At 59.9% G+C, this 19,889-nt stretch carries 17 protein-coding genes; 13 read left to right on the top strand and 4 right to left on the bottom strand.

All coding sequences use genetic code 11. From position 1 onward, the window contains the following. Positions 1–18 precede the first annotated feature (18 nt). Complete coding sequence (locus KI231_RS00315) at positions 19–315, bottom strand: DUF2782 domain-containing protein (RefSeq protein WP_213027124.1); 297 nt, start codon at positions 313–315, stop codon at positions 19–21. A gap of 74 nt (positions 316–389) precedes the next feature. Here KI231_RS00315 and polA point away from each other — a divergent pair, with 74 nt between their 5' ends. Then, the gene (gene polA, locus KI231_RS00310) at positions 390–3,194 is read left to right on the top strand and encodes a DNA polymerase I (RefSeq protein ID WP_213027123.1); all 2,805 of its coding nucleotides are present in this window, start codon (positions 390–392) and stop codon (positions 3,192–3,194) included. A gap of 407 nt (positions 3,195–3,601) precedes the next feature. Here polA and yihA read toward each other — a convergent pair whose 3' ends face one another. Next, positions 3,602–4,246, bottom strand: coding sequence for a ribosome biogenesis GTP-binding protein YihA/YsxC (gene yihA / locus KI231_RS00305; RefSeq protein ID WP_103302923.1), 645 nt, complete (start codon positions 4,244–4,246; stop codon positions 3,602–3,604). 191 nt (positions 4,247–4,437) lie between these two features. Between yihA and KI231_RS00300 the strand changes: the two genes are divergently transcribed. The 7 genes from KI231_RS00300 (at position 4,438) to KI231_RS00270 (ending at position 11,768) form a co-directional block, all read left to right on the top strand. Continuing rightward, positions 4,438–4,743 carry a c-type cytochrome gene (locus KI231_RS00300; protein ID WP_103302922.1) on the top strand — a complete coding sequence of 102 codons (306 nt, stop codon included), beginning with the start codon at positions 4,438–4,440 and terminating at the stop codon, positions 4,741–4,743. Positions 4,744–4,775: 32 nt separating this feature from the next. Next, entirely contained in the window at positions 4,776–5,387 is a 612-nt protein-coding gene (locus KI231_RS00295) for a c-type cytochrome (RefSeq protein WP_103302921.1), read from the top strand. Positions 5,388–5,587: 200 nt separating this feature from the next. Next, complete coding sequence (locus KI231_RS00290) at positions 5,588–6,229, top strand: thiol:disulfide interchange protein DsbA/DsbL (RefSeq protein ID WP_213027122.1); 642 nt, start codon at positions 5,588–5,590, stop codon at positions 6,227–6,229. Positions 6,230–6,243: 14 nt separating this feature from the next. Continuing rightward, a complete protein-coding gene (locus tag KI231_RS00285) occupies positions 6,244–7,122 on the top strand; it encodes an endonuclease/exonuclease/phosphatase family protein (RefSeq protein ID WP_103302918.1) in 879 nt (292 codons plus the stop codon). Further along, positions 7,119–9,182, top strand: coding sequence for a GGDEF domain-containing protein (locus tag KI231_RS00280; protein WP_213027121.1), 2,064 nt, complete (start codon positions 7,119–7,121; stop codon positions 9,180–9,182). Before KI231_RS00285 ends, KI231_RS00280 begins: the two co-directional genes overlap by 4 nt. 101 nt (positions 9,183–9,283) lie before the next feature. Continuing rightward, the gene (locus tag KI231_RS00275; RefSeq protein ID WP_213027120.1) at positions 9,284–10,078 is read left to right on the top strand and encodes an N-acetylmuramoyl-L-alanine amidase; all 795 of its coding nucleotides are present in this window, start codon (positions 9,284–9,286) and stop codon (positions 10,076–10,078) included. A 76-nt stretch (positions 10,079–10,154) separates the two neighbouring features. Next, positions 10,155–11,768: an EAL domain-containing protein gene (locus KI231_RS00270; protein WP_502937327.1), complete on the top strand. Its 1,614-nt coding sequence runs from the start codon at positions 10,155–10,157 to the stop codon at positions 11,766–11,768. Here KI231_RS00270 and KI231_RS00265 read toward each other — a convergent pair. Both KI231_RS00265 and algB read right to left on the bottom strand, forming a co-directional pair. Beyond that, positions 11,765–13,555, bottom strand: a complete 1,791-nt coding sequence (locus KI231_RS00265) for a KinB sensor domain-containing domain (protein ID WP_213027118.1) — start codon at positions 13,553–13,555, stop codon at positions 11,765–11,767. The genes KI231_RS00270 and KI231_RS00265 overlap by 4 nt on opposite strands. Before the next feature lie 10 nt (positions 13,556–13,565). Next, positions 13,566–14,912, bottom strand: a complete 1,347-nt coding sequence (gene algB, locus KI231_RS00260; RefSeq protein WP_025112294.1) for a sigma-54-dependent response regulator transcription factor AlgB — start codon at positions 14,910–14,912, stop codon at positions 13,566–13,568. Between the two features lie 427 nt (positions 14,913–15,339). On the opposite strand from algB, the gene KI231_RS00255 reads away from it, so the two are divergent. The 5 genes from KI231_RS00255 to KI231_RS00235 all read left to right on the top strand — a co-directional run bounded on the left by KI231_RS00255 (position 15,340) and on the right by KI231_RS00235 (position 19,797). Further along, the gene (locus KI231_RS00255) at positions 15,340–15,624 is read left to right on the top strand and encodes a hypothetical protein (protein ID WP_213027117.1); all 285 of its coding nucleotides are present in this window, start codon (positions 15,340–15,342) and stop codon (positions 15,622–15,624) included. 73 nt (positions 15,625–15,697) lie between these two features. Beyond that, entirely contained in the window at positions 15,698–15,862 is a 165-nt protein-coding gene (locus KI231_RS00250; RefSeq protein WP_003177151.1) for a DUF1328 domain-containing protein, read from the top strand. Between the two features lie 2 nt (positions 15,863–15,864). Then, complete coding sequence (locus tag KI231_RS00245) at positions 15,865–16,329, top strand: inhibitor of vertebrate lysozyme family protein (RefSeq protein ID WP_103302912.1); 465 nt, start codon at positions 15,865–15,867, stop codon at positions 16,327–16,329. 703 nt (positions 16,330–17,032) lie between these two features. Further along, the gene (gltP, locus tag KI231_RS00240; RefSeq protein WP_103302911.1) at positions 17,033–18,364 is read left to right on the top strand and encodes a glutamate/aspartate:proton symporter GltP; all 1,332 of its coding nucleotides are present in this window, start codon (positions 17,033–17,035) and stop codon (positions 18,362–18,364) included. A 203-nt stretch (positions 18,365–18,567) separates the two neighbouring features. Next, positions 18,568–19,797, top strand: a complete 1,230-nt coding sequence (locus tag KI231_RS00235; protein WP_213027116.1) for a spore maturation protein — start codon at positions 18,568–18,570, stop codon at positions 19,795–19,797. Positions 19,798–19,889 lie beyond the last annotated feature (92 nt).

Genomic DNA, 19,889 nt, shown 5'->3' with positions numbered 1-19,889 from the left:
GATTAAAAGTCGGGAAACTTACTTCCAGGTAAAAATTTCCCACGACGGAATCAGCATATCCGGCTGATCAGATCGGATGTAGTTCGCATCCGTACCATCGGCGCGGACCAGGAAATACGGTTTGCCGCCCTTCGGCGTGACCTTGATCGCATACACGAAGCCACTGCGGCTGTATTCCTGAATGACCTTGTCGCCTTCCGTGTGCGTGTTGATGGTTACTTCCGGCTCCGAGGCCGGCGCATCATCCGCCGCCATCGCGGCCAATGGTGAGGCAGCAATCAGACTGACCAGCAGCAAGCGATTTAACGTACGCATGATAACCTTGTCCCTTTGTCGTCAACGGTCCCGCTATTCTAGCGCCGGGCCCGCCGAAAAGGTTGATTCTGCTCATGAGCCAAGCCCCCCTCGTCCTGGTGGACGGTTCGTCTTACCTGTACCGCGCTTTCCACGCCCTGCCACCGCTGACCACGTCCAAAGGCCTGCCGACCGGTGCGGTCAAAGGCGTGCTGAACATGCTCAAGAGTCTGCGCAAGCAGTACCCGGACAGCCCGTTCGCCGTGGTCTTCGACGCCAAGGGCGGGACCTTTCGCGATGAGATGTACGCCGAGTACAAGGCCAACCGCCCAAGCATGCCCGACGACATGCGCGTGCAGATCGAGCCGCTGCACCAGAGCGTGATCGCCCTCGGATTCCCTTTGTTGTGCGTGGAAGGTGTCGAGGCTGACGACGTGATCGGCACCCTCGCCCGCAGCAGCGCGGCGGCGGATCGACCGGTGATCATCTCCACCGGCGACAAGGACATGGCGCAACTGGTCGATGGCCACATTACCTTGGTCAACACCATGTCCGGTAGCTCGATGGATGTGGAAGGCGTGAAGGAGAAATTCGGCGTCGCACCGGAGCAGATCATCGATTATCTGGCGCTGATGGGCGATTCGTCCGACAACATTCCGGGCGTCCCGGGCATTGGCCCGAAGACCGCTTCCGGCCTGCTGGTCGGCGTCAACGGCGGCCTCACCGAGCTGTACGCCAATCTCGACATCGTCCCGACCCTGCCGATTCGCGGCGCGAAAACCCTGCCGGCCAAGCTCGAAGAGCACAAGGAGATGGCATTTCTCTCCTACCAACTGGCGACCATCAAGGTCGACGTGCCGCTGGACGTCGAACTCGACGATCTGCAAATGGGCGCGGAAGACCCGGCCAAGCTCTACGAGCTGTACACCCTGCTGGAATTCAAAAGCTGGATCAACGATCTGGATCGCGACGCCAAGCGACTGGAACTGAGCGCTGCCGCCGAGCCTGCGCCGGCGGGTGATCTATTCAGCGCGCCAGCAGAAGAAGCGCCTGCCGCTCCCGCTGAAGCTGCGTACGAAACCATCCTCGATCAGGCACGTTTCGACGTCTGGCTGGAAAAGCTCAACAACGCCAAGCTGTTCGCCTTCGACACTGAAACCACCGGCATCGACGCGCAGCAAGCGCAACTGGTCGGTCTGTCGTTCGCCGTGCAGGCCAACGAAGCCGCGTACATTCCGCTGACCCACTCCTACATCGGCGTGCCGGAACAACTGGATCGCGACACCGTGCTGCGCGCGCTCAAGCCGATCCTGGAAGATCCAAGCAAGCTCAAGGTCGGCCAGCACGCCAAGTTCGACATGAACATTTTGGCCAACTGCGCCATCGGCGGCGATCAGAACGAAGGCATCACCGTGCGTGGCATCGCCTTCGACACGATGCTTGAGTCCTACGTGCTCAACTCCACCGCCACCCGCCACGACATGGACAGCCTCGCGCAGAAGTACCTGGATCACACCACCGTGAGCTTCCAGGACATCGCCGGCAAAGGCGCCAAGCAGCTGACCTTCGACCAGATCGCCCTGGAACAGGCCGGGCCGTATGCCGCCGAAGACGCCGACATCACTCTGCGTCTGCACCAGACCTTGTTCGAAAAGCTCAGCGCCATCCCGAGTCTGGCCAGCGTGCTGACCGACATCGAAATTCCACTTGTGCCCGTTCTTGCACGTATCGAGCGCCAAGGCGCATTCGTCGATGCGGAGCTGCTCGGCATCCAGAGCATCGAGTTGGGCAACAAAATGGTCGCGCTGGAGCGCGAAGCCTTCGAGATCGCCGGGGAAGAATTCAACCTCGGCTCACCGAAGCAGTTGGGCGTGATTCTCTACGAAAAACTCGGCCTGCCAGTGCTGAAGAAGACCGCCAAGGGCCAGCCGTCCACCGCTGAAGAAGTGCTGGCGAAGCTCGCTGAAGACGATCACCGCTTGCCGAAGGTGCTGATGGAGCACCGCTCGATGAGCAAGCTGAAAAGCACCTACACCGATCGCCTGCCGGAGCAGATCAATCCGCGTACCGGGCGCATCCACACCTCGTATCACCAGGCGGTGGCGTCGACCGGGCGTTTGTCCTCCAGTGATCCGAACTTGCAGAATATTCCGGTGCGTACCGCTGAAGGCCGGCGTATCCGTCAGGCCTTCGTCGCGCCCAAAGGTTACAAACTGCTGGCGGCGGACTATTCGCAGATCGAGCTGCGGATCATGGCTCACCTGTCCAAGGACGAAGGCCTGATGAACGCCTTCCGCAACAATCTGGACGTGCACACCGCCACCGCTGCCGAAGTGTTCAAGGTCGAACTCAACGAAGTGACTTCCGACCAGCGCCGTGGCGCCAAGGCGATCAACTTCGGCCTGATCTACGGCATGGGCGCGCAGAAGCTCGGCAAGGACATCGGCGTCGACACCAAGACCGCCAAGGCTTACATCGACACCTACTTCGCGCGTTATCCAGGCGTTCGCGAGTACATGGATCGCACCCGCGCCCAGGCGGCGGATCAAGGCTATGTCGAGACCTTCTTCGGCCGTCGCCTGTATCTGCCGGAGATCAACTCGAACAAGCCGCAGGAACGCGCTGCCGCCGAGCGCACCGCGATCAACGCGCCGATGCAGGGCACCGCAGCCGACATCATCAAGAAAGCCATGGTCGCGGTGGATAACTGGCTGGCGACGTCCGGCCTGGACGCCAGAGTCATCCTGCAGGTGCACGATGAACTGGTGCTCGAAGTTCGCGAGGATCTGGTCGAGCAGGTCAGCAGCGAGATTCGCGTGCACATGAGCGAAGCGGCGAAACTGGATGTGCCGCTGCTGGTCGAAGTGGGTGTGGGCAACAATTGGGATGAGGCTCACTGAGCCTTTTGACACGGTTTGCCGCGACATCGCGTCGCGGCAGCGCCGGTAAAACCTGCTTATTTCGAAAAGCACTTGGGATTATTCCAAAGCTTTTTGAAAAAATTCTGAACTAATCTGGAAGGACACTACTCAGAGTTACTGAATGGCTGGTGAAGCCCTTCGATGCTCCTATGTTGTGTTAAGTGTTGGCAGATATCTGAACCCCGCCCTAGCGGTTCGGAACTTAAACCCCGGAACTTCTCCCTCCCCAATGAAGTCCGGGGCTTTTTTTGCCCCAAAACTGGCTGTGATGCCGTCATGCTGCGTTAAAAGCACCGCTAAAAATGCTCATTTAGGTCCCCTAAACTCCGCTTTTTAGCGATGCTTTCGCCTTGCCTGCCAGCACCACAGACAGTTTTGAAATTGTCTTACTCGGCAGTCGCCTCGGCGCCCTTGTCTGCCAGTTCCATCCAGCCTGCCAGAACAGTGTAGGCCTCTTCCAGGCCCATGCGTTTTGGTGCGGAGAACAGCTGGATGGTGACCAGATCGCCCCAACCCTTGCGAATTTCCGACTGCACCTTGAGCAGGGTGTTCTTGGCTGCGCCGTAGGTCAGCTTGTCGGCCTTGGTCAGCAGAATGTGCATCGGCATGCCGGCGGCAACGGCCCAGTCGAGCATCAGCAGGTCGAAGTCGGTCATTGGATGACGGATGTCCATCATCAGAATCAAACCCTTCAAACTCTCGCGGCCACCGAGGTAAGCCTCAAGGTGACGCTGCCAGTGCATCTTCAGCGGGATCGGTACTTTTGCATAACCGTAGCCCGGCAGGTCGACCAGACGCCGATCATCGTCTAGCTTGAAGAAGTTCAACAGCTGCGTGCGACCCGGAGTTTTCGAGGTCCGCGCCAGGCTGGCGTGAGTCAGAGTGTTCAGGGCGCTGGATTTACCGGCGTTGGAACGACCGGCGAACGCCACTTCAAAGCCCTCGTCGTCAGGGCACTGATCGACTTTGGCGGCACTGAGCATGAACGTGGACTGTTGGCACAGGCCGAGGATGGGATTCTTGAGTTGCATGGGATTTCCGATGTGGGCGGCGCCGGGATTGGGCGCGGAACGCGGTGTCGCTTCCGTTTCAGTGACGCCAGTATATAATGCCGCAGATTTTGTGTGTGCTTTGTCCCAGCGTAGGATGAAGTTCACGAGAGCGACAGACCTTGATTGCGCATTAGAACGCAGAACGCTCTCAACCCTGAAAAGGTCGTTTTATGACGAAATGGCTGCTGGCTGCCGGAGTCTTGATGCCGCTTTACAGCGCACAGGCTACACAGGATCCGGAAGCCGTGTACAACCGTGTTTGTGGTGCCTGTCATTCCGGCCAACTACCCATGGCGCCCGAAAGAGGCGATCAGGCAGCTTGGACGCCGAGGTTGGCGAAAGGTATGGGGACGCTGGTGCAACACGTGACCCAGGGTTTCAAGGCGATGCCGCCGCGTGGTTTGTGCATGGACTGCAGTGCCGAGGATTACCAGGCCATCATCCTTTGGATGAGCGAGAGTAAACCCGGTCCATAACTCTTAACCCTTAGCCGTAGTTGGATTAGCTGATGAACAAATTGATCGTGAGTCTGCTGTTGACCGTGGGAATCTCAGGCCTCGCCCATGCTGCCGGTGATGCCGCAGCAGGCCAGGCAAAAGCCGCCGTCTGCGGAGCCTGCCATGGCCCGGACGGTAACAGCATGGCGCCAAACTTTCCAAAACTGGCCGGTCAAGGTGAACGCTACCTGACCAAGCAACTGCACGACATCAAGTCGGGCAAGCGCACCGTACTGGAAATGACGGGCCTGCTGACCAACCTGAGCGATCAGGATCTGGCCGACATCGCCGCCTACTTCGCCAGCCAGAAAGGCAGCGTCGGCGCCGCCGATCCGAAGATCGTCGCGCGCGGTGAAGCCCTGTTCCGTGGCGGCAACCTCGCCAAAGGCCTGCCCGCCTGCACTGGTTGCCACTCGCCGAACGGTGCTGGCAACGCCGCTGCCGGTTTCCCGCATCTGGGTGGCCAACACGCGCAATACATCGCCAAACAACTGACCGACTTCCGCAAGGAAGAAGGCGGTCGCACCAACGACGGCGACACCATGACCATGCAGACCATCGCCAAACGCCTGAGCGACGAAGACATCGCCGCCGTCTCCAGCTACATTCAAGGCCTGCACTAAGACCCACGGATAGAGCGTTGCCGGCGAGGGACATCTCCTGCAACGTTAACGCTCGATTAATCCGGCGCAGCAAGTATAAAAAGGGTGGCTTTGGCCGCCCTTTTTTGTGGCCGCTGCCGTTACACTACAGAACTCATGCCCGCCAGGATCTGTCTGAAAACAGGTCGCGCGAGGCGATCAAAATTGTCCAGGAGTAAAGCATGCGTAATCTGATCATCAGCGCCGCTCTCGTCGCTGCCAGCCTGTTTGGCGTGACCGCCCAGGCCGCCGAAGCCCCTGCCGCTCCTTATGTAGAACTGGCCAACCCGGTACCGGTTGCCGAGCCTGGCAAGATCGAAGTGGTCGAGCTGTTCTGGTACGGCTGCCCGCACTGCTACGCCTTCGAGCCGGTGATCAATCCATGGGTCGAAAAACTGCCTTCCGACGTCAACTTCGTGCGCATTCCTGCCATGTTCGGCGGCCCATGGGACGCTCACGGTCAAATGTTCCTGACCCTGGAAGCCATGGGTGTCGAGCACAAGGTGCACAACGCCGTGTTCAATGCCATCCAGAAAGAACACAAGAAGCTGACCGACAAGAACGACATGGCTGACTTCCTCGCCACCCAAGGCGTGGACAAGGACAAGTTCCTCGCCACCTTCGACTCGTTCGCCATCAAGGGCCAGATCGTCAAGGCTCGTGAACTGGCCAAGAAATATCAGATCACTGGCGTTCCAACCATGATCGTCAACGGCAAGTATCGCTTCGACATCGGCTCCGCCGGTGGTGCCGAACAAGCCTTGCAACTGGCTGACCAACTGGTGGCCAAAGAGCGAGCGGCCAACAAGGCAGCCGCCAACTAAGCGCGGCAATCGCCATGCGCCGCTGGAAGACCGAACGCATCGTTGGCCTGCATGATCCGCAGGTCAACGAACATCACCTGGCGTCCACAGGCCTGCCAGCGGATCAGCGTCTGCGCCTGCTCAGTTTCAATATCCAGGTCGGCATCAGCACCGAGCGCTATCGGCATTACCTGACTCGCAGCTGGCAGCATCTGCTGCCGCACACCGGGCGCTCAGGCAATCTGCAGAAGATCGGCGACCTGCTTGGCGACTTCGATCTGGTCGCCTTGCAGGAAGCCGATGGCGGCAGCCTGCGCTCGGGCTACGTCAATCAGGTCGAACACCTGGCCCACCTCGGCGCCTTCCCCTACTGGTATCAACAACTCAATCGCAATCTCGGCCGACTGGCTCAGCACAGCAATGGCGTGCTCAGCCGTCTGCGCCCGTGGGCGATCGAAGATCACCCGTTACCCGGCCCGAAAGGTCGTGGCGCCATACTCTTGCGTTTCGGCGAAGGCCCGGAAGCGCTGGTGGTGGTGATGATGCACCTGGCCCTCGGCGCACGTGTGCGCACGCTGCAACTGGCCTATATCCGTGATCTGATCGGCGGCTATAAACACCAGGTGTTGATGGGCGACATGAACACCCATGCAAGCGATCTGCTACAACATTCTCCGTTACGCGATCTCGGCCTGCTGGCCCCGCAGGTGGAAGCGACATTCCCCAGCTGGCGTCCTCAGCGTTGCCTTGATCATATTTTGCTCAGCCCGACCCTGACCCTGGAAAAGGTCGAAGTGCTGGCCCAACCGATTTCCGATCACCTGCCGGTCGCGGTAGAGATTCGTCTGCCGGGTTCGCTCACGGCCGATGCATTGCCCGCGTTGAGTCCTGCCCCTCGCGGAACCCCTGAATGAGCGACGACGCCCAGCGCTGGAAAGAGAAATACCTCAAAAGCATCGAACAGCAGGACAAGCTTGAACGGCGTTGGGCCGCCAGGCTCGACTTGTTGCGTCGCGGTCTGGTACGAAGCACGCTGGCCGCTGAGGGCACCGATAAAGTCGTTGATCAATGCATGAAAGAGATGCGCGACGTGGTGCGCACCGACGACATGGATGCCGGCCTCGCCGCCCTGCTACCACGTCTGGAAAAAGCCGTGCTCGATTCCGAGCAACGCCGCGAGACCCGCATTGATCAGGTCAGCACTGCGCTGACCTCGCTGGTGACCCAGTTGCAAGCGCTGCCGCTACCGCGAGAAGTCGCTCAGCCACTGAAGAAATTCGCCAAGCAACTGGACAGCCGTGTCGGTCAGGCCCGGGAAATGCCGCTGCTGTTGAGTGAGCTGAGCGGCTTGCAGGGCAAGGCGTTGAGTCAACTGGAAACGCCGCCGGAACCCGGACGCCCGGGATTGTTGCAGCGCCTGTTTGGTAGCCGTGACAGCGACGAGGCACCTGCGCCGGCGCCGGCGCCGGAGCACGTGGCGCCAGTCGAACAGATACCTGTCGCTCCCGTGCCTGAATCCGAACCCGTGCAAGCAGCCCCTGTCGCCATCGCTGAACCGGCAGTGGCCGCTACGGTTATCAAAGAAACTGCACCCATCACAGCAGTGGAAGCGCCAGCGCCTCAAGCCCAGCCGGAACCGGACGTAGTTGCCTTCGTTGCGCCGGTCGTCGCCACTGAAGCGGCCTCCCCGAGTGCAGTGGAAGCCACCGCGCCCGAACCTGAAACCGTTGCAGCTCCCACTCTAGCTCCGGCTCCAGCCGTACCGGTCGCTTTCAACCCCGACGAATTGATCCACCCCGGCGATCCTGCCCCGCTGTTCCTCGACAGCCTGCCCCTGCCCGAGCCCATCGCTCAGGCACTGGCGGCCATCGACCCGGAGCAATCCGAGCACGACGTCCTCTTTGCCCTGCCGGATTCTCCGGAGCCGTCCTACAGCTCTGTAGCCAAACACATCGAAGAAACACTGCTCGGCCTGCTCGACGACCTGACGCTGCCCGAACGTCACCGTCCGCAAGCAGAAGCCATGCGTGAACGGCTAAAACATGGTTTGAACTGGTACGAACTGATACCGATCCTCGACGATCTGGCGACGTTGATGCTGGCGATCACCGACAGCGGCCAGCATGAGTTCGAAGCGTATCTGCAACAACTCAACGAACGCCTCGAAGCGTTTCAAAGCAATCTGCAGGCCGCCAGCGAAGGACATGCCGACAACAGCTCGGCGGCGCGGGCGATGGACACACAGATCCGCGAGCAGGTCGACGGTTTGCAGACCAGCGTCCAGGAAGCGGCGGATCTGGAGGACCTCAAGCAAGTGCTGGAGAACCATCTCGAAGGCCTGCTCGGCACCATGGACCAGCACCAGAAACAACGCGATGCCCGCGAGCAAGAAGTGGCGGCGCGACTTAAAGGCCTGTCCGAGCGCGTCGCGCATATGGAACAGGAGGCGCAAGGCTTCCGCGAGCACCTTGAAGAACAACGCCAGAAAGCCCTGATCGACCCGCTCACCGGTCTGCCCAACCGCGCGGCGTGGAGCGAACGTCTCGAGCATGAGATCAAGCAATGGCAGCAACATGGCAATACGTTGAGCCTGGCGATGCTCGACCTCGATCATTTCAAACGGATCAATGACAACTACGGGCACCTGGCGGGTGACAAGGTCCTGAAGATCATCGCCACCGTGCTGCGCAAGCGCCTGCGCGGCTCCGATTTCATCGCCCGTTTTGGCGGCGAAGAATTCGTTCTGCTGCTGCCGGCGACGCCGCCCGCAGTCGGGGCGAAATTGCTGGAAACCCTGCGCGCGGCGATCGAGGCCTGCCCGTTTCACTTCAAGGGCGAGCGCGTGACCATTACGATTTCCATGGGCCTGGCTTCATTCAGAGCGGGAGAACACAGCGATCTAGTGCTTAAAAGAGCCGATCAGGCGCTGTACAGGGCTAAAAACGCAGGACGCAATCGGGTCGAGCTGGGCTAAGGAAATTGTTCGATTTTGTTTAAATCCGCCCGCTGACCGTCTGCACGCAAGGCATTACGTTACACTGTTGCATTATTGTCTTGCGTGTACTGCCTTCTGCCATGAAATTTTTTGCCCTCCTCGCGTCCCTCCTCGCGTCCCTGCTCGTTCTGGCCGGTTGTGCCAGCGGCCCGCGTTATGACACTAGCCATCCTTCCGCCAATCACGACAGCCGCATCCAGTTCGTGATCGTGCATTACACCTCGGCGTCGCTTGAGCGCTCGCTGCAGTTGCTGACCCACGGTGAGGTCAGCAGCCATTACCTGATCGGCGACGACAATCGCGCCACCGTCTACAAGCTGATGGACGAAAACCAGCGCGCCTGGCACGCCGGCGAAAGCCAGTGGCAGGGCCGTACCTGGCTCAACTCCAGCTCGATCGGTATTGAAATCGTCAACCCGGGCTTCAAGGACACGCCGACCGGGCGCCTGTGGTATCCCTACAGCGAAGCGCAGATTCAGGCGCTGATCGCCCTGCTCAAGGACATCAGCCAGCGCAACGGCATCAGCCCCCGCCACATCATCGGTCACAGCGATATTGCACCGTTGCGCAAACTCGATCCGGGGCCGTTATTCCCCTGGAAGCGTCTCGCCGCCGAAGGCTTGGGTATCTGGCCGAACGAGCAAGCCGTTGCCCGCCAGCAAGCCCTGTTCAACGGCGGCGAGCTGCCGAGCATCGGCTGGTTCCAGGCGCAACTGGCCCACCTCGGTTACGACACACCGCAGACCGGCGAGCTGGATGTCGCCACCCGCCATGTCCTCGCGGCGTTCCAGATGCACTTCCGCCCTTCGCGCTTCGACGGAACGCCAGATGCGCAAACGGCCGCGTTACTGCTGGTACTCAATCAGACAAAATAATGACGCCCGCCCGACGGTCAGGGCGAGATTGCAATCAGCAGCTATAACTCATTGGTAATTCTTCGGATATTCCATGATGGTTGCTACCCGAGCGACGCTGCGTAGCTGGTTTTATCGCCCGTGGTTTTTGGCGATGATCGCGGCTGTCCTCAGTGCCAGCCTGCTGATCGCCGGCGGGATGTTCGTGGCCATGCGTCAGGTCGAGCAAAGCGAAAGCCAGGTCATGAATGCCCAGGGCGAGCGATTCCTCGCCCGCCTCGAGCAACTGTTCGGCCAGTTGCGCGAAAGCCTCGACGATTTGGAAGCCCAGCCCCTGCGCAGTTGCGATGACGAAATGATCGCCACACTGCGACAAGTCACCTTCAACTATCGCTTCGTCTATGAAGCCGCCTACATGGACGCCTCGCGGATCTGCTCCAACCGTCCGCGTCAGGAAGGCATGTCGGTTGTCCGCGCACCCGACATCAAAGGCCCGACCTACAGTTACTGGCTGAACACCACCACCGAACCCGATGAAAACCGCGCCGCGCTGATGCTCGGTCGCGGCAATTTCCGCGTCGCCACCTCGCGCGGGCATCTGACCGACATGGTCGATCTGTCGCCCGGCAGCAGTCTGCTGGTGGTGCTGGATCACGGCACCCGGGCGATTCCGGTTCTCGGTGCAGATCAGGTCTGGCCACCGAGCGAACACTGGCCACCGAAAAGCCGCGACGCCTTGCAAGTCACCCAGACCCGGCTGATCTATCGCATGCCCACCGACAACCCGGAATATCAGCTGGTGCTGATCACACCACGCACCGGCATGCACATCCCCGCCATCTGGTGGTGGATGGTTCCGGTCTGTCTGGGGCTCGGCGCCTTCGTCGGTTTCTTTGTGTTCCTGCTGGTGCGCCAGCGCCAGTCACTGGACGCCGAACTGCACGGTGCCATCCGCCGCGGTGAGTTGCAGGTGCTCTATCAACCGATCTTCGACCTCGACAGCCGCAACTGCGTCGGTGCCGAGGCCTTGCTGCGCTGGCGCCGTCCGGACGGCACATTGACCAGCCCTGACCTGTTCATTCCGCTGGCGGAAAATACCGGGCAGATCCGCCAGATGACCGACTTCGTCCTCCAGCGTTTACTCGAGCAGTTGGGGCCGGTGTTGCGCGCCAATCCGCAGCTGTATATCTCGGTCAACCTCGCGGCCTGCGACGTGATGGTGCCGCGCATCGGTCAAGTCATGGCGCGGCTGCTGAGCCTGCACAGAGTCGCGGCCAAGCAGATTGCCTTCGAGGTCACCGAACGCGGCTTGATTGATGTGGTGGTGGCGCGGGAAAACCTGCAAGCGTTGCGCGATGTCGGCCATCAGGTGCTGATCGATGACTTCGGCACCGGCTATTGCAGCCTCGCCTACCTGCAAACGCTGCCGGTAGATTGCCTGAAAATCGACAAGGCGTTCATCGACGCGCTCGGCCATGACGCCGCCAGCAGCGGCGTCGCCCCGCACATCATCCATATGGCCCAAGCACTGGATCTGAAGGTGATCGCCGAGGGTATCGAGCTTGAGTCGCAAGCTATATTGCTCAGCAGTGAAGGGGTGAAATTCGGTCAGGGCTGGCTGTTCGCCCATGCCCTGAGCGCAGTGCAGTTCATTGAGCTGATCACTCGCGGGCGCCGCCTCGCAGGGCGCCGCATGGATGACGAGGCCTAAACGGCAAGCGCCATATAAAACTGCGTGCCCTGCCCCGGCCGCGAATAAACGCCCATCCGCCCACCATGCAACTGGACGATTTCCTTGCACAACGCCAGTCCCAACCCGGCACCCCCCTTCTTGCGCCCGACCTGCACGAACGGTTCGAAGATCCGCCCTTGCTGGCCGTAGGCAATGCCTTCGCCGTTGTCTTCGACGCTGATGATCACCCGTTCGCCATGGCGACGCGCCTGCAAACGGATCTGGCCGTCGCGGGCGGTGTGGCGCATGGCGTTGTCGATCAGGTTGTCGAGTACCCGATCCAGTTGCGCCTGATCGGCCTGCAAGCGCGGCAGCGGCCCCTGCACTTCCACCTTCAGGGCGATGCCTCTCTCCGCTGCTGTCTCGGCAAAGCGCGACTGCGCCTGCTCCAGCAAGTCCTCGATGGAGCACGGCGCCAGTGTCAGCTTCTGCAAACCGTTCTGGTAGCGCGAAAAGTTGAGCAAGTCGTTGATCAACTGCATCAGGCGCTGCATTTCTTCGTTGACCGTGTCGAGCAGGTCCGCCTCGCGTGAGTCCGGCGCAAACTTCGCCCGCTCACGGAACAGACCGAACGCCATGTGCATGCCGGTAACTGGCGTGCGCAGCTCATGGGAGGCACGTAGCACGAACTCGCTGCGGACCCGCTCGAAAGCGCGCTGCTCAGTCACGTCGTGCAGCACCATCACCGCTCCGAGTATGTGGCCCTGCGTGTGGCTGACCGGCGTCAGGCTGTACGTCAGCAGGCGCGATTCGCCGTCGACTTCGATGCTCAGGTCCTCCGGCGCTCGCTCCAGGGTTCCGCCGCGCAGCACCAGTTGCAGCTGCGCATCCAGCTCCGGTCGTTCAAGGGCCGCGCCCAGACCTTGACCGAGACGGTCGTCGTCCCAGCCCAATTGGCGCTGGGCCACCGGGTTGAGGTGTTCCAGATGCCCCTGGCGATCAATCATCAGCAAGCCGTCGTCGATGCTGTCGAGTACCGCTTGCAAGCGTTGCTGGCCGGCCAGCAGTTCGTCGATGTTGGTCGCCTGATGTTCGCGCAACGCTTCGGCCATCAGCCCGAACCGCTTGGTCAGTTGATTCATTTCCATCGCCGAGGAAATCGGCAGAGTCACTTCGAAATTGCCTTGACCGATGTTATCCGCCGCATGCGCCAACGCCTCGATCGGCGCGCCAAAGCGACGGGCAATGCCGTGGGCCGTGACGAAGCCGATGATCAACACCGCCAGCCCGACCAACCCAAGCAGACCAGCCACCAACAGCGCCCGGTCGCGGGCGTCATGTTGAACCAGATTGATGTTGTCGAGTGCGTGCTTGTGTTCGGTAATCAGTCCGTTGCGCAGGGTGTTGAAGCGCTCACGGAAGTCGGCATTGCTGCTCAACGACGTGGCCGGATCACGGGACAGGTCGAACGCCTGCAGAAAACTCAGGTAATCCGCCTTGGCCTGAGTGAAGCCATACAAGCGGCCATCACCCTTCTGCTCCTGGGCAATGCCTTCGTCGAGGAGCTGAAAGTAATGCTGCTTGGAGGCTTCGAATGCAACGGCATCAGGCTTTTCCGCGAGCATGATGATCAGCTGATCGCCCAAGGTCTGGCGCAGCTTGAGCCCCAGATCAAGGGTGACGAAGTTGCTGCGCACCAGCGCTTCCTGGGTTCCGGCCATCTGCATCACGCTGACCAGCCCGAGCAACAGCCCAAGCAAGGCCACGGTGATCAGTGCGGAAATGCTCAGGAACAACCGGGTCCGCAACTTCATCGCCAGTTTCATCGTGGCGCGCTCACAGGTTGTACTGCTTGCGCTTGCGATACAGGGTCGAGGCGTCGATGCCCAGGGTTTTCGCGGCTTGATCCAGCGTGCCAGCGGTGGCGAGGACGGCGCCGATGTGGGCCTTTTCCAACTCGTCGAGGCTCAGTGCTGCGCCGACCCGGGGGGCGTTGTTGGCCGGTTGTTCGGCCATGCCCAGGTGGCTGATTTCGACACGTTCCTGCGGGCAGATGATGCTCGCCCGCTCGACCACGTTGCGCAGCTCACGAATGTTACCGGGCCAGCGGTAGCCGAGCAGTGCCTCGCGAGCCTCGTCACTGAAGCCCCGCGCCGGGCGCGCGTACTCCTTGACGAAGCGGGCGAGGAAGCGGTCGGCCAGGGTCAGGATGTCCTCGGCGCGCTCACGCAGCGGCGGCAGGTGCAGGGTGATGACGTTCAGGCGATAGAGCAGGTCTTCACGGAAACGACCGTCACGGACCATGTCTTCGAGATTGAGGTTGGTTGCCGCCAGAATGCGCACATCAGCGCGACGGGTGACCGGATCGCCTACCCGCTCGTATTCCTTGTCCTGAATAAAACGCAGTAACTTGGGTTGCAAAGTCAAAGGAAAATCGCCGATCTCGTCGAGAAACAGCGTGCCGCCATCGGCTTGGTTGACTCGGCCCAGCGTACTTTCGCTGGCGCCGGTAAACGCACCACGGCTGTGGCCGAACAGCTCGCTTTCCATCAGTTCGGCAGTCAACGACGGGCAGTTGATGGTCACGCAGGATTTCTTCTCGCGCTTGCTCCAGCCGTGAATCGCCCGGGCCAGCTCGCCTTTACCGGTACCGGACTCGCCGAGAATAAGAATGTTGGCATCAGTGCTCGCCACCTGGCGCGCAGTCTCCAGCACGACTTTCATCGCCGGGCTGTGGGAGTCGAGGCCGTCTTTCGGTTTGCGGATCTCACCTTCAAGGGCTTCGAGACGCGCCGAGAGTTGACGCACTTCCAGTTGCTTGGCCGTCGCCAGACGCAGTTGATCGGGGCTGCACGGCTTGACCAGATAGTCGGCGGCGCCAGCCTGGATGGCATCCACAGCGGTATCGACCGCCGAGTGGGCGGTGACGATCACCACCCGCATCCATGGCGCCTGAATGCGCATTTGTGCCAATACGTCGAGGCCGTTGTCTTCGCCCAGACGCAAATCCAGAAAGCACAAATCGAACACCTGACGCTGCAGCAGTGCGTCGGCCTGCGCTGCGCTGTTGGCGGTGGCCACCGTATAACCTTCGTCTTCGAGGCAATAACGGAAAGTTCGCAGGATGGCGGATTCATCATCCACCAGCAGAATGCGGCCTTGATGCTCAGTGGCAGATTCCATTTTTCCTACGCTCCATAAAGATTGGTCTTGGGTTAGTCCCGCAGAAATCGGGCAAGTTGCATGGTTGATTCTGAACGATGCCAGCCATAGGAGGGTAGCTCTCTCATGCCTTTACGGCTAATTCACTGATTTTGTTGGTTTTTTAAACAAAAGCCGATTTGCAGGGTATTCCCTGCGTACTTTTCTGACATCCGCGCCCCGCTCTCAATTCCATAAGAATGAATTCTCCTACGAAATAATCGTGCATTCCGCACGACCCTGGATAACCCATCGTGCAGGATGCGTCGCAGACAGTTTTTCAACAGCTTATAAGCCATTGATTTTATTGAATATTTTTTAATTAAAAAATTGGCATGCAGCCTGCAATACCTCATTCAGCCCGGGCAGATCAGCACTGCCCCAACCGAATAAGAGTGAGGAACCCAGGATGACTCGCCAACGTGCCGCCCAAGTGCGTATCTCGCCACTGCATCTCCAGCAAGGCCTGTTTGGCGTACTTGCGCTGTTGATCACCCTGATCGTGTGCCAGCAATACCTGAGCTGGGAAAACAGCCATAAGCCTGAGCCGCTGATCTCGATCCAGCACAGCACGCAAAAGCATTTCAGCGCCGTCAGCAGCAGCCAGGCCGAGAGCGCCTCGATGCGCATGATGGACGTCGACCAAGCGCAACCGCTGGACCAGATGCCACGTGAAGAGCGCTGGGTTTTCTGACTGATTGAACAAATTCGGGCGCGATGCGCCGGAACAAGCAGCATCCCTAAATAGAGAAGTAAGGAGAATCACCATGTTGAGCTGGGCAATTACATTCTTGATCATTGCCATCATCGCTGCAGTACTGGGCTTCGGTGGTATCGCGGGCACCGCCACGGGTATCGCCAAGATTCTCTTTGTCGTGTTCCTGGTGATGTTCATCGCTTCCTTCTTCTTTGGCCGTCGCGGCCGAGGTTAACGATGATCGCTTTAAAGACACTGGCAGCCGCCCTGCTTCTGGGCGGTAGTGCCATGGCGATGGCGGCCAATGATGGCCAGACCCGAGTCAACGAGCTGTTGAGTTCCGACCCGCAATACCGGGAGACCTGGGAAGGCGTGGTGAAAAAGGAAGAACGCCTGCCGGAATGGGTGATGAACCTGTCCGGCACGCCGGACCAACAGATGAATGCCGTGACTGAAGATGGCGACAAGTATCTGGTCGGCCCCCTGTGTGAATCTGCAGACAAGTGCCTGAACCACCGCTTGATCGTCGCGTTCAGTTTCGACAAGAAAGACGCTTACGCCATGCTCGTCGATGTGCCCGAAGGACTGCCGGCCGACAAGTCGCCAACTCGACATGCCACCTACCGCTTCCTCGGCAAACCTGATCAGGGCATGCAGGATCTTTTGATGGAAACCCTGAAAAAAGATCCCAAGTGGTATTGATTCGAACATGAAGGCAGCAGCCCTGCTGCCTTCCATTGCGCTCACCTGAGGAAGGCAGGCGCATGACCAGGGGGCCGGGACGTTCTGACTGTTTCAGGGTCGGAGTGACCTACGGGTACAGGGAGTGCCTGCGATGAGGGCCGGGTCAGGGTAAAAGCTGCGTCGCAGGTTCGCCGGCCCACAGCGGTTCGACGGACTTGCGCTGAGCTTTAAACCGATCAAAACATTGATCCAGAGCGTTTCAACCCTTCTTTTTATCGCTCACACTGCGCGCGAAAACATTACGCGGTGTTTCGTGGCGACCGTATATCGACAAAGAGACCACTTTATCTGTGGGACTTCTCGCTCCTTTATGTAGGCTTTTTCCTAAAATTTCCGTCGAAAATTTTCGTTCAGAAAATAACCAATCTACGCTGTGATGGCCGGTTCACGGCACTTATGCCGGCTGAAATGTCGCAATCGAACCGGTTGGGACGTCAGTTTCATTTAAAAAAGCTCATGCCGATTCGGCATAGGGTAGGCGTTTACGGCATTAGACGGCGCAACCCTGCATCGGAATAGTTGCGCCTTTTTTCGCCTGCCGAAGAGCCGTAAATACGCGCTTCGGGGCACCTTATACGGAGGCAGATGCACAGACTTTTCCGCTAAAGAGCGTTCCAGTTCCTGCATGTGCCTGAGTCAAACGCAAGTAAGGGTAAAGATAATGAAGAAGGCAAAACTCAGCCTCGCCTGGCAGATCCTAATCGGTCTGGTTCTAGGGATTGCAATTGGTGCGTTGCTCAATCACTTCAGTGCCGAGAAGGCCTGGTGGATCAGCAACGTCCTGCAACCGGCAGGCGATATCTTTATCCGTCTGATCAAGATGATCGTGATCCCGATCGTCATCTCCTCCCTCATCGTCGGCATCGCCGGCGTGGGCGACGCCAAGAAGCTCGGGCGTATCGGCCTGAAGACGATCATCTATTTCGAAATCGTCACCACCATCGCCATCGTTGTCGGCCTGCTGCTGGCCAACCTGTTCCATCCGGGTACCGGCATCGACATGAGCACGCTGGGCACGGTGGACATCTCCAAGTACCAGGCGACTGCCGCCGAAGTACAGCATGAACACGCGTTCATCGAGACCATCCTCAACCTGATCCCGTCGAACATCTTCGCGGCCATGGCCCGCGGCGAAATGCTGCCGATCATCTTCTTCTCCGTGCTGTTCGGTCTTGGTCTGTCGAGCCTGCAGTCGGACCTGCGCGAGCCGCTGGTGAAGATGTTCCAGGGCGTTTCGGAGAGCATGTTCAAAGTCACCCACATGATCATGAACTACGCCCCGATCGGCGTATTCGCTCTGATCGCGGTGACTGTCGCCAACTTCGGCTTCGCCTCGCTGCTGCCGCTGGCCAAGCTGGTGATCCTGGTTTACGTCGCCATCGCCTTCTTCGCCTTCGTGGTCCTGGGCCTGATCGCCAAGCTGTTCGGCTTCTCGGTGCTCAAACTGATGCGCATCTTCAAGGATGAGCTGGTGCTGGCCTACTCCACCGCTTCGTCCGAAACCGTGCTGCCGCGCGTGATCGAGAAGATGGAAGCCTACGGTGCGCCGAAAGCCATCTGCAGCTTCGTGGTGCCAACCGGTTACTCGTTCAACCTCGACGGTTCGACCCTGTATCAGTCCATCGCGGCGATCTTCATTGCCCAGCTGTACGGCATCGACCTGTCGATCAGCCAGCAACTGCTGCTGGTGCTGACCCTGATGGTTACCTCCAAAGGTATCGCCGGCGTACCGGGCGTGTCCTTCGTGGTGCTGCTGGCCACTTTGGGCAGCGTCGGTATTCCGCTGGAAGGCCTGGCGTTCATCGCCGGTGTCGACCGCATCATGGACATGGCGCGTACCGCACTGAACGTGATCGGCAACGCCCTCGCCGTGCTGGTTATCGCACGCTGGGAAGGCATGTACGACGACGCCAAGGGCCAGCGCTACTGGAACTCCCTGCCACACTGGCGCAGCAAGGAAAAACTGCCGGCTGGCGAGACTTCCAAGCAGTAATCCCAGACCCTGTGGGAGCTGGCTTGCCAGCGATGAGGTCAGCACATTCAACATCTTTGTTGACTGACACACCGCCATCGCGGGCAAGCCCGCTCCCACAGTGATCGCTGCCAACCGTTCTAAACGAACCCCGGAGAAATCCGGGGTTTGTCGTTTCTGGCGACCCCGCTATCATTCGCCGCATCTTCCGGGGGATTTGACTGATGCTTAATGGGCTGTGGCTTGGCTTCTTTGTCGTGGCAGCAATATCTGCGCTGGTGCAGTGGCTGATCGGCGGTAACGCCGGAATCTTCGCGGCGATGGTGGAGAGCATTTTTGCCATGGCCAAGCTGTCGGTCGAAGTCATGGTGCTGCTGTTCGGCACCCTCACCCTCTGGCTGGGCTTTCTGCGCATCGCCGAGAAGGCCGGGATCGTCGAATGGCTGGCCAAGGTGCTGGGGCCGCTGTTTCTGCGCTTGATGCCGGAAGTCCCGGCGGGTCACCCGGCCCTTGGCCTGATCACCCTGAACTTTGCCGCCAATGGCCTGGGCCTCGACAACGCCGCCACGCCAATCGGCCTGAAAGCCATGAAGGCGCTGCAGGAGCTTAATCCCAGCAGCACCATCGCCAGCAATGCACAAATCCTCTTCCTGGTGCTCAACGCCTCCTCGCTGACGCTGCTGCCGGTGACGATCTTCATGTACCGCGCCCAGCAAGGCGCGCCGGACCCGACGCTGGTGTTCCTGCCGATTCTGCTGGCGACCAGTTGCTCGACCATCGTCGGCTTCCTCTCGGTGGCGTTCATGCAGCGCCTGCGGATCTGGGATCCGGTGGTGCTGGCTTATCTGATTCCCGGCGCACTGATCCTGGGAGGCTTCATGGCGCTACTGGCGACGATGTCGGCTACAGCGCTGGCGGGGCTTTCGTCGATCCTCGGCAACCTGACGCTATTCGGCCTGATCATGCTGTTTCTGCTGATCGGTGCGCTGCGCAAGGTCAAGGTTTACGAAGCCTTCGTCGAGGGCGCGAAGGAAGGCTTCGACGTCGCCAAGAACCTTTTGCCGTATCTGGTGGCGATGCTCTGCGCCATCGGCGTGCTGCGTGCCTCCGGGGCGCTGGACTTTGGCCTGGACGGGATTCGCCATCTGGTCGAGTGGGCCGGTTGGGACACGCGATTTGTCGATGCGTTGCCGACAGCGATGGTCAAACCGTTCTCCGGTAGCGCCGCGAGGGCGATGCTGATTGAAACCATGAAGACGTCGGGGGTCGATAGCTTCCCGGCGCTGGTGGCGGCGACGATTCAGGGCAGTACCGAGACCACGTTTTATGTGCTGGCGGTGTATTTCGGAGCGGTAGGGATTCAGCGGGCGCGGCATGCCGTGGGGTGTGCGTTGCTGGCGGAGCTGGCCGGCGTAATTGGCGCCATTGCAGTCTGCTACTGGTTCTTCGGCTAATAGAAAACCCTGTGGGAGCTGGCTTGCCAGCGATGAGGACAGCACAGCCAGAACCTCTGGTGACTGACACACCGCCATCGCGGGCAAGCCCG

Origin of the sequence: Pseudomonas sp. Seg1, from assembly GCF_018326005.1 — a bacterium.
Taxonomy (GTDB): domain Bacteria; phylum Pseudomonadota; class Gammaproteobacteria; order Pseudomonadales; family Pseudomonadaceae; genus Aquipseudomonas.
Note: the sequence above shows the minus strand (reverse complement) of the source record. Positions and strands in the feature narration are given on the sequence as shown.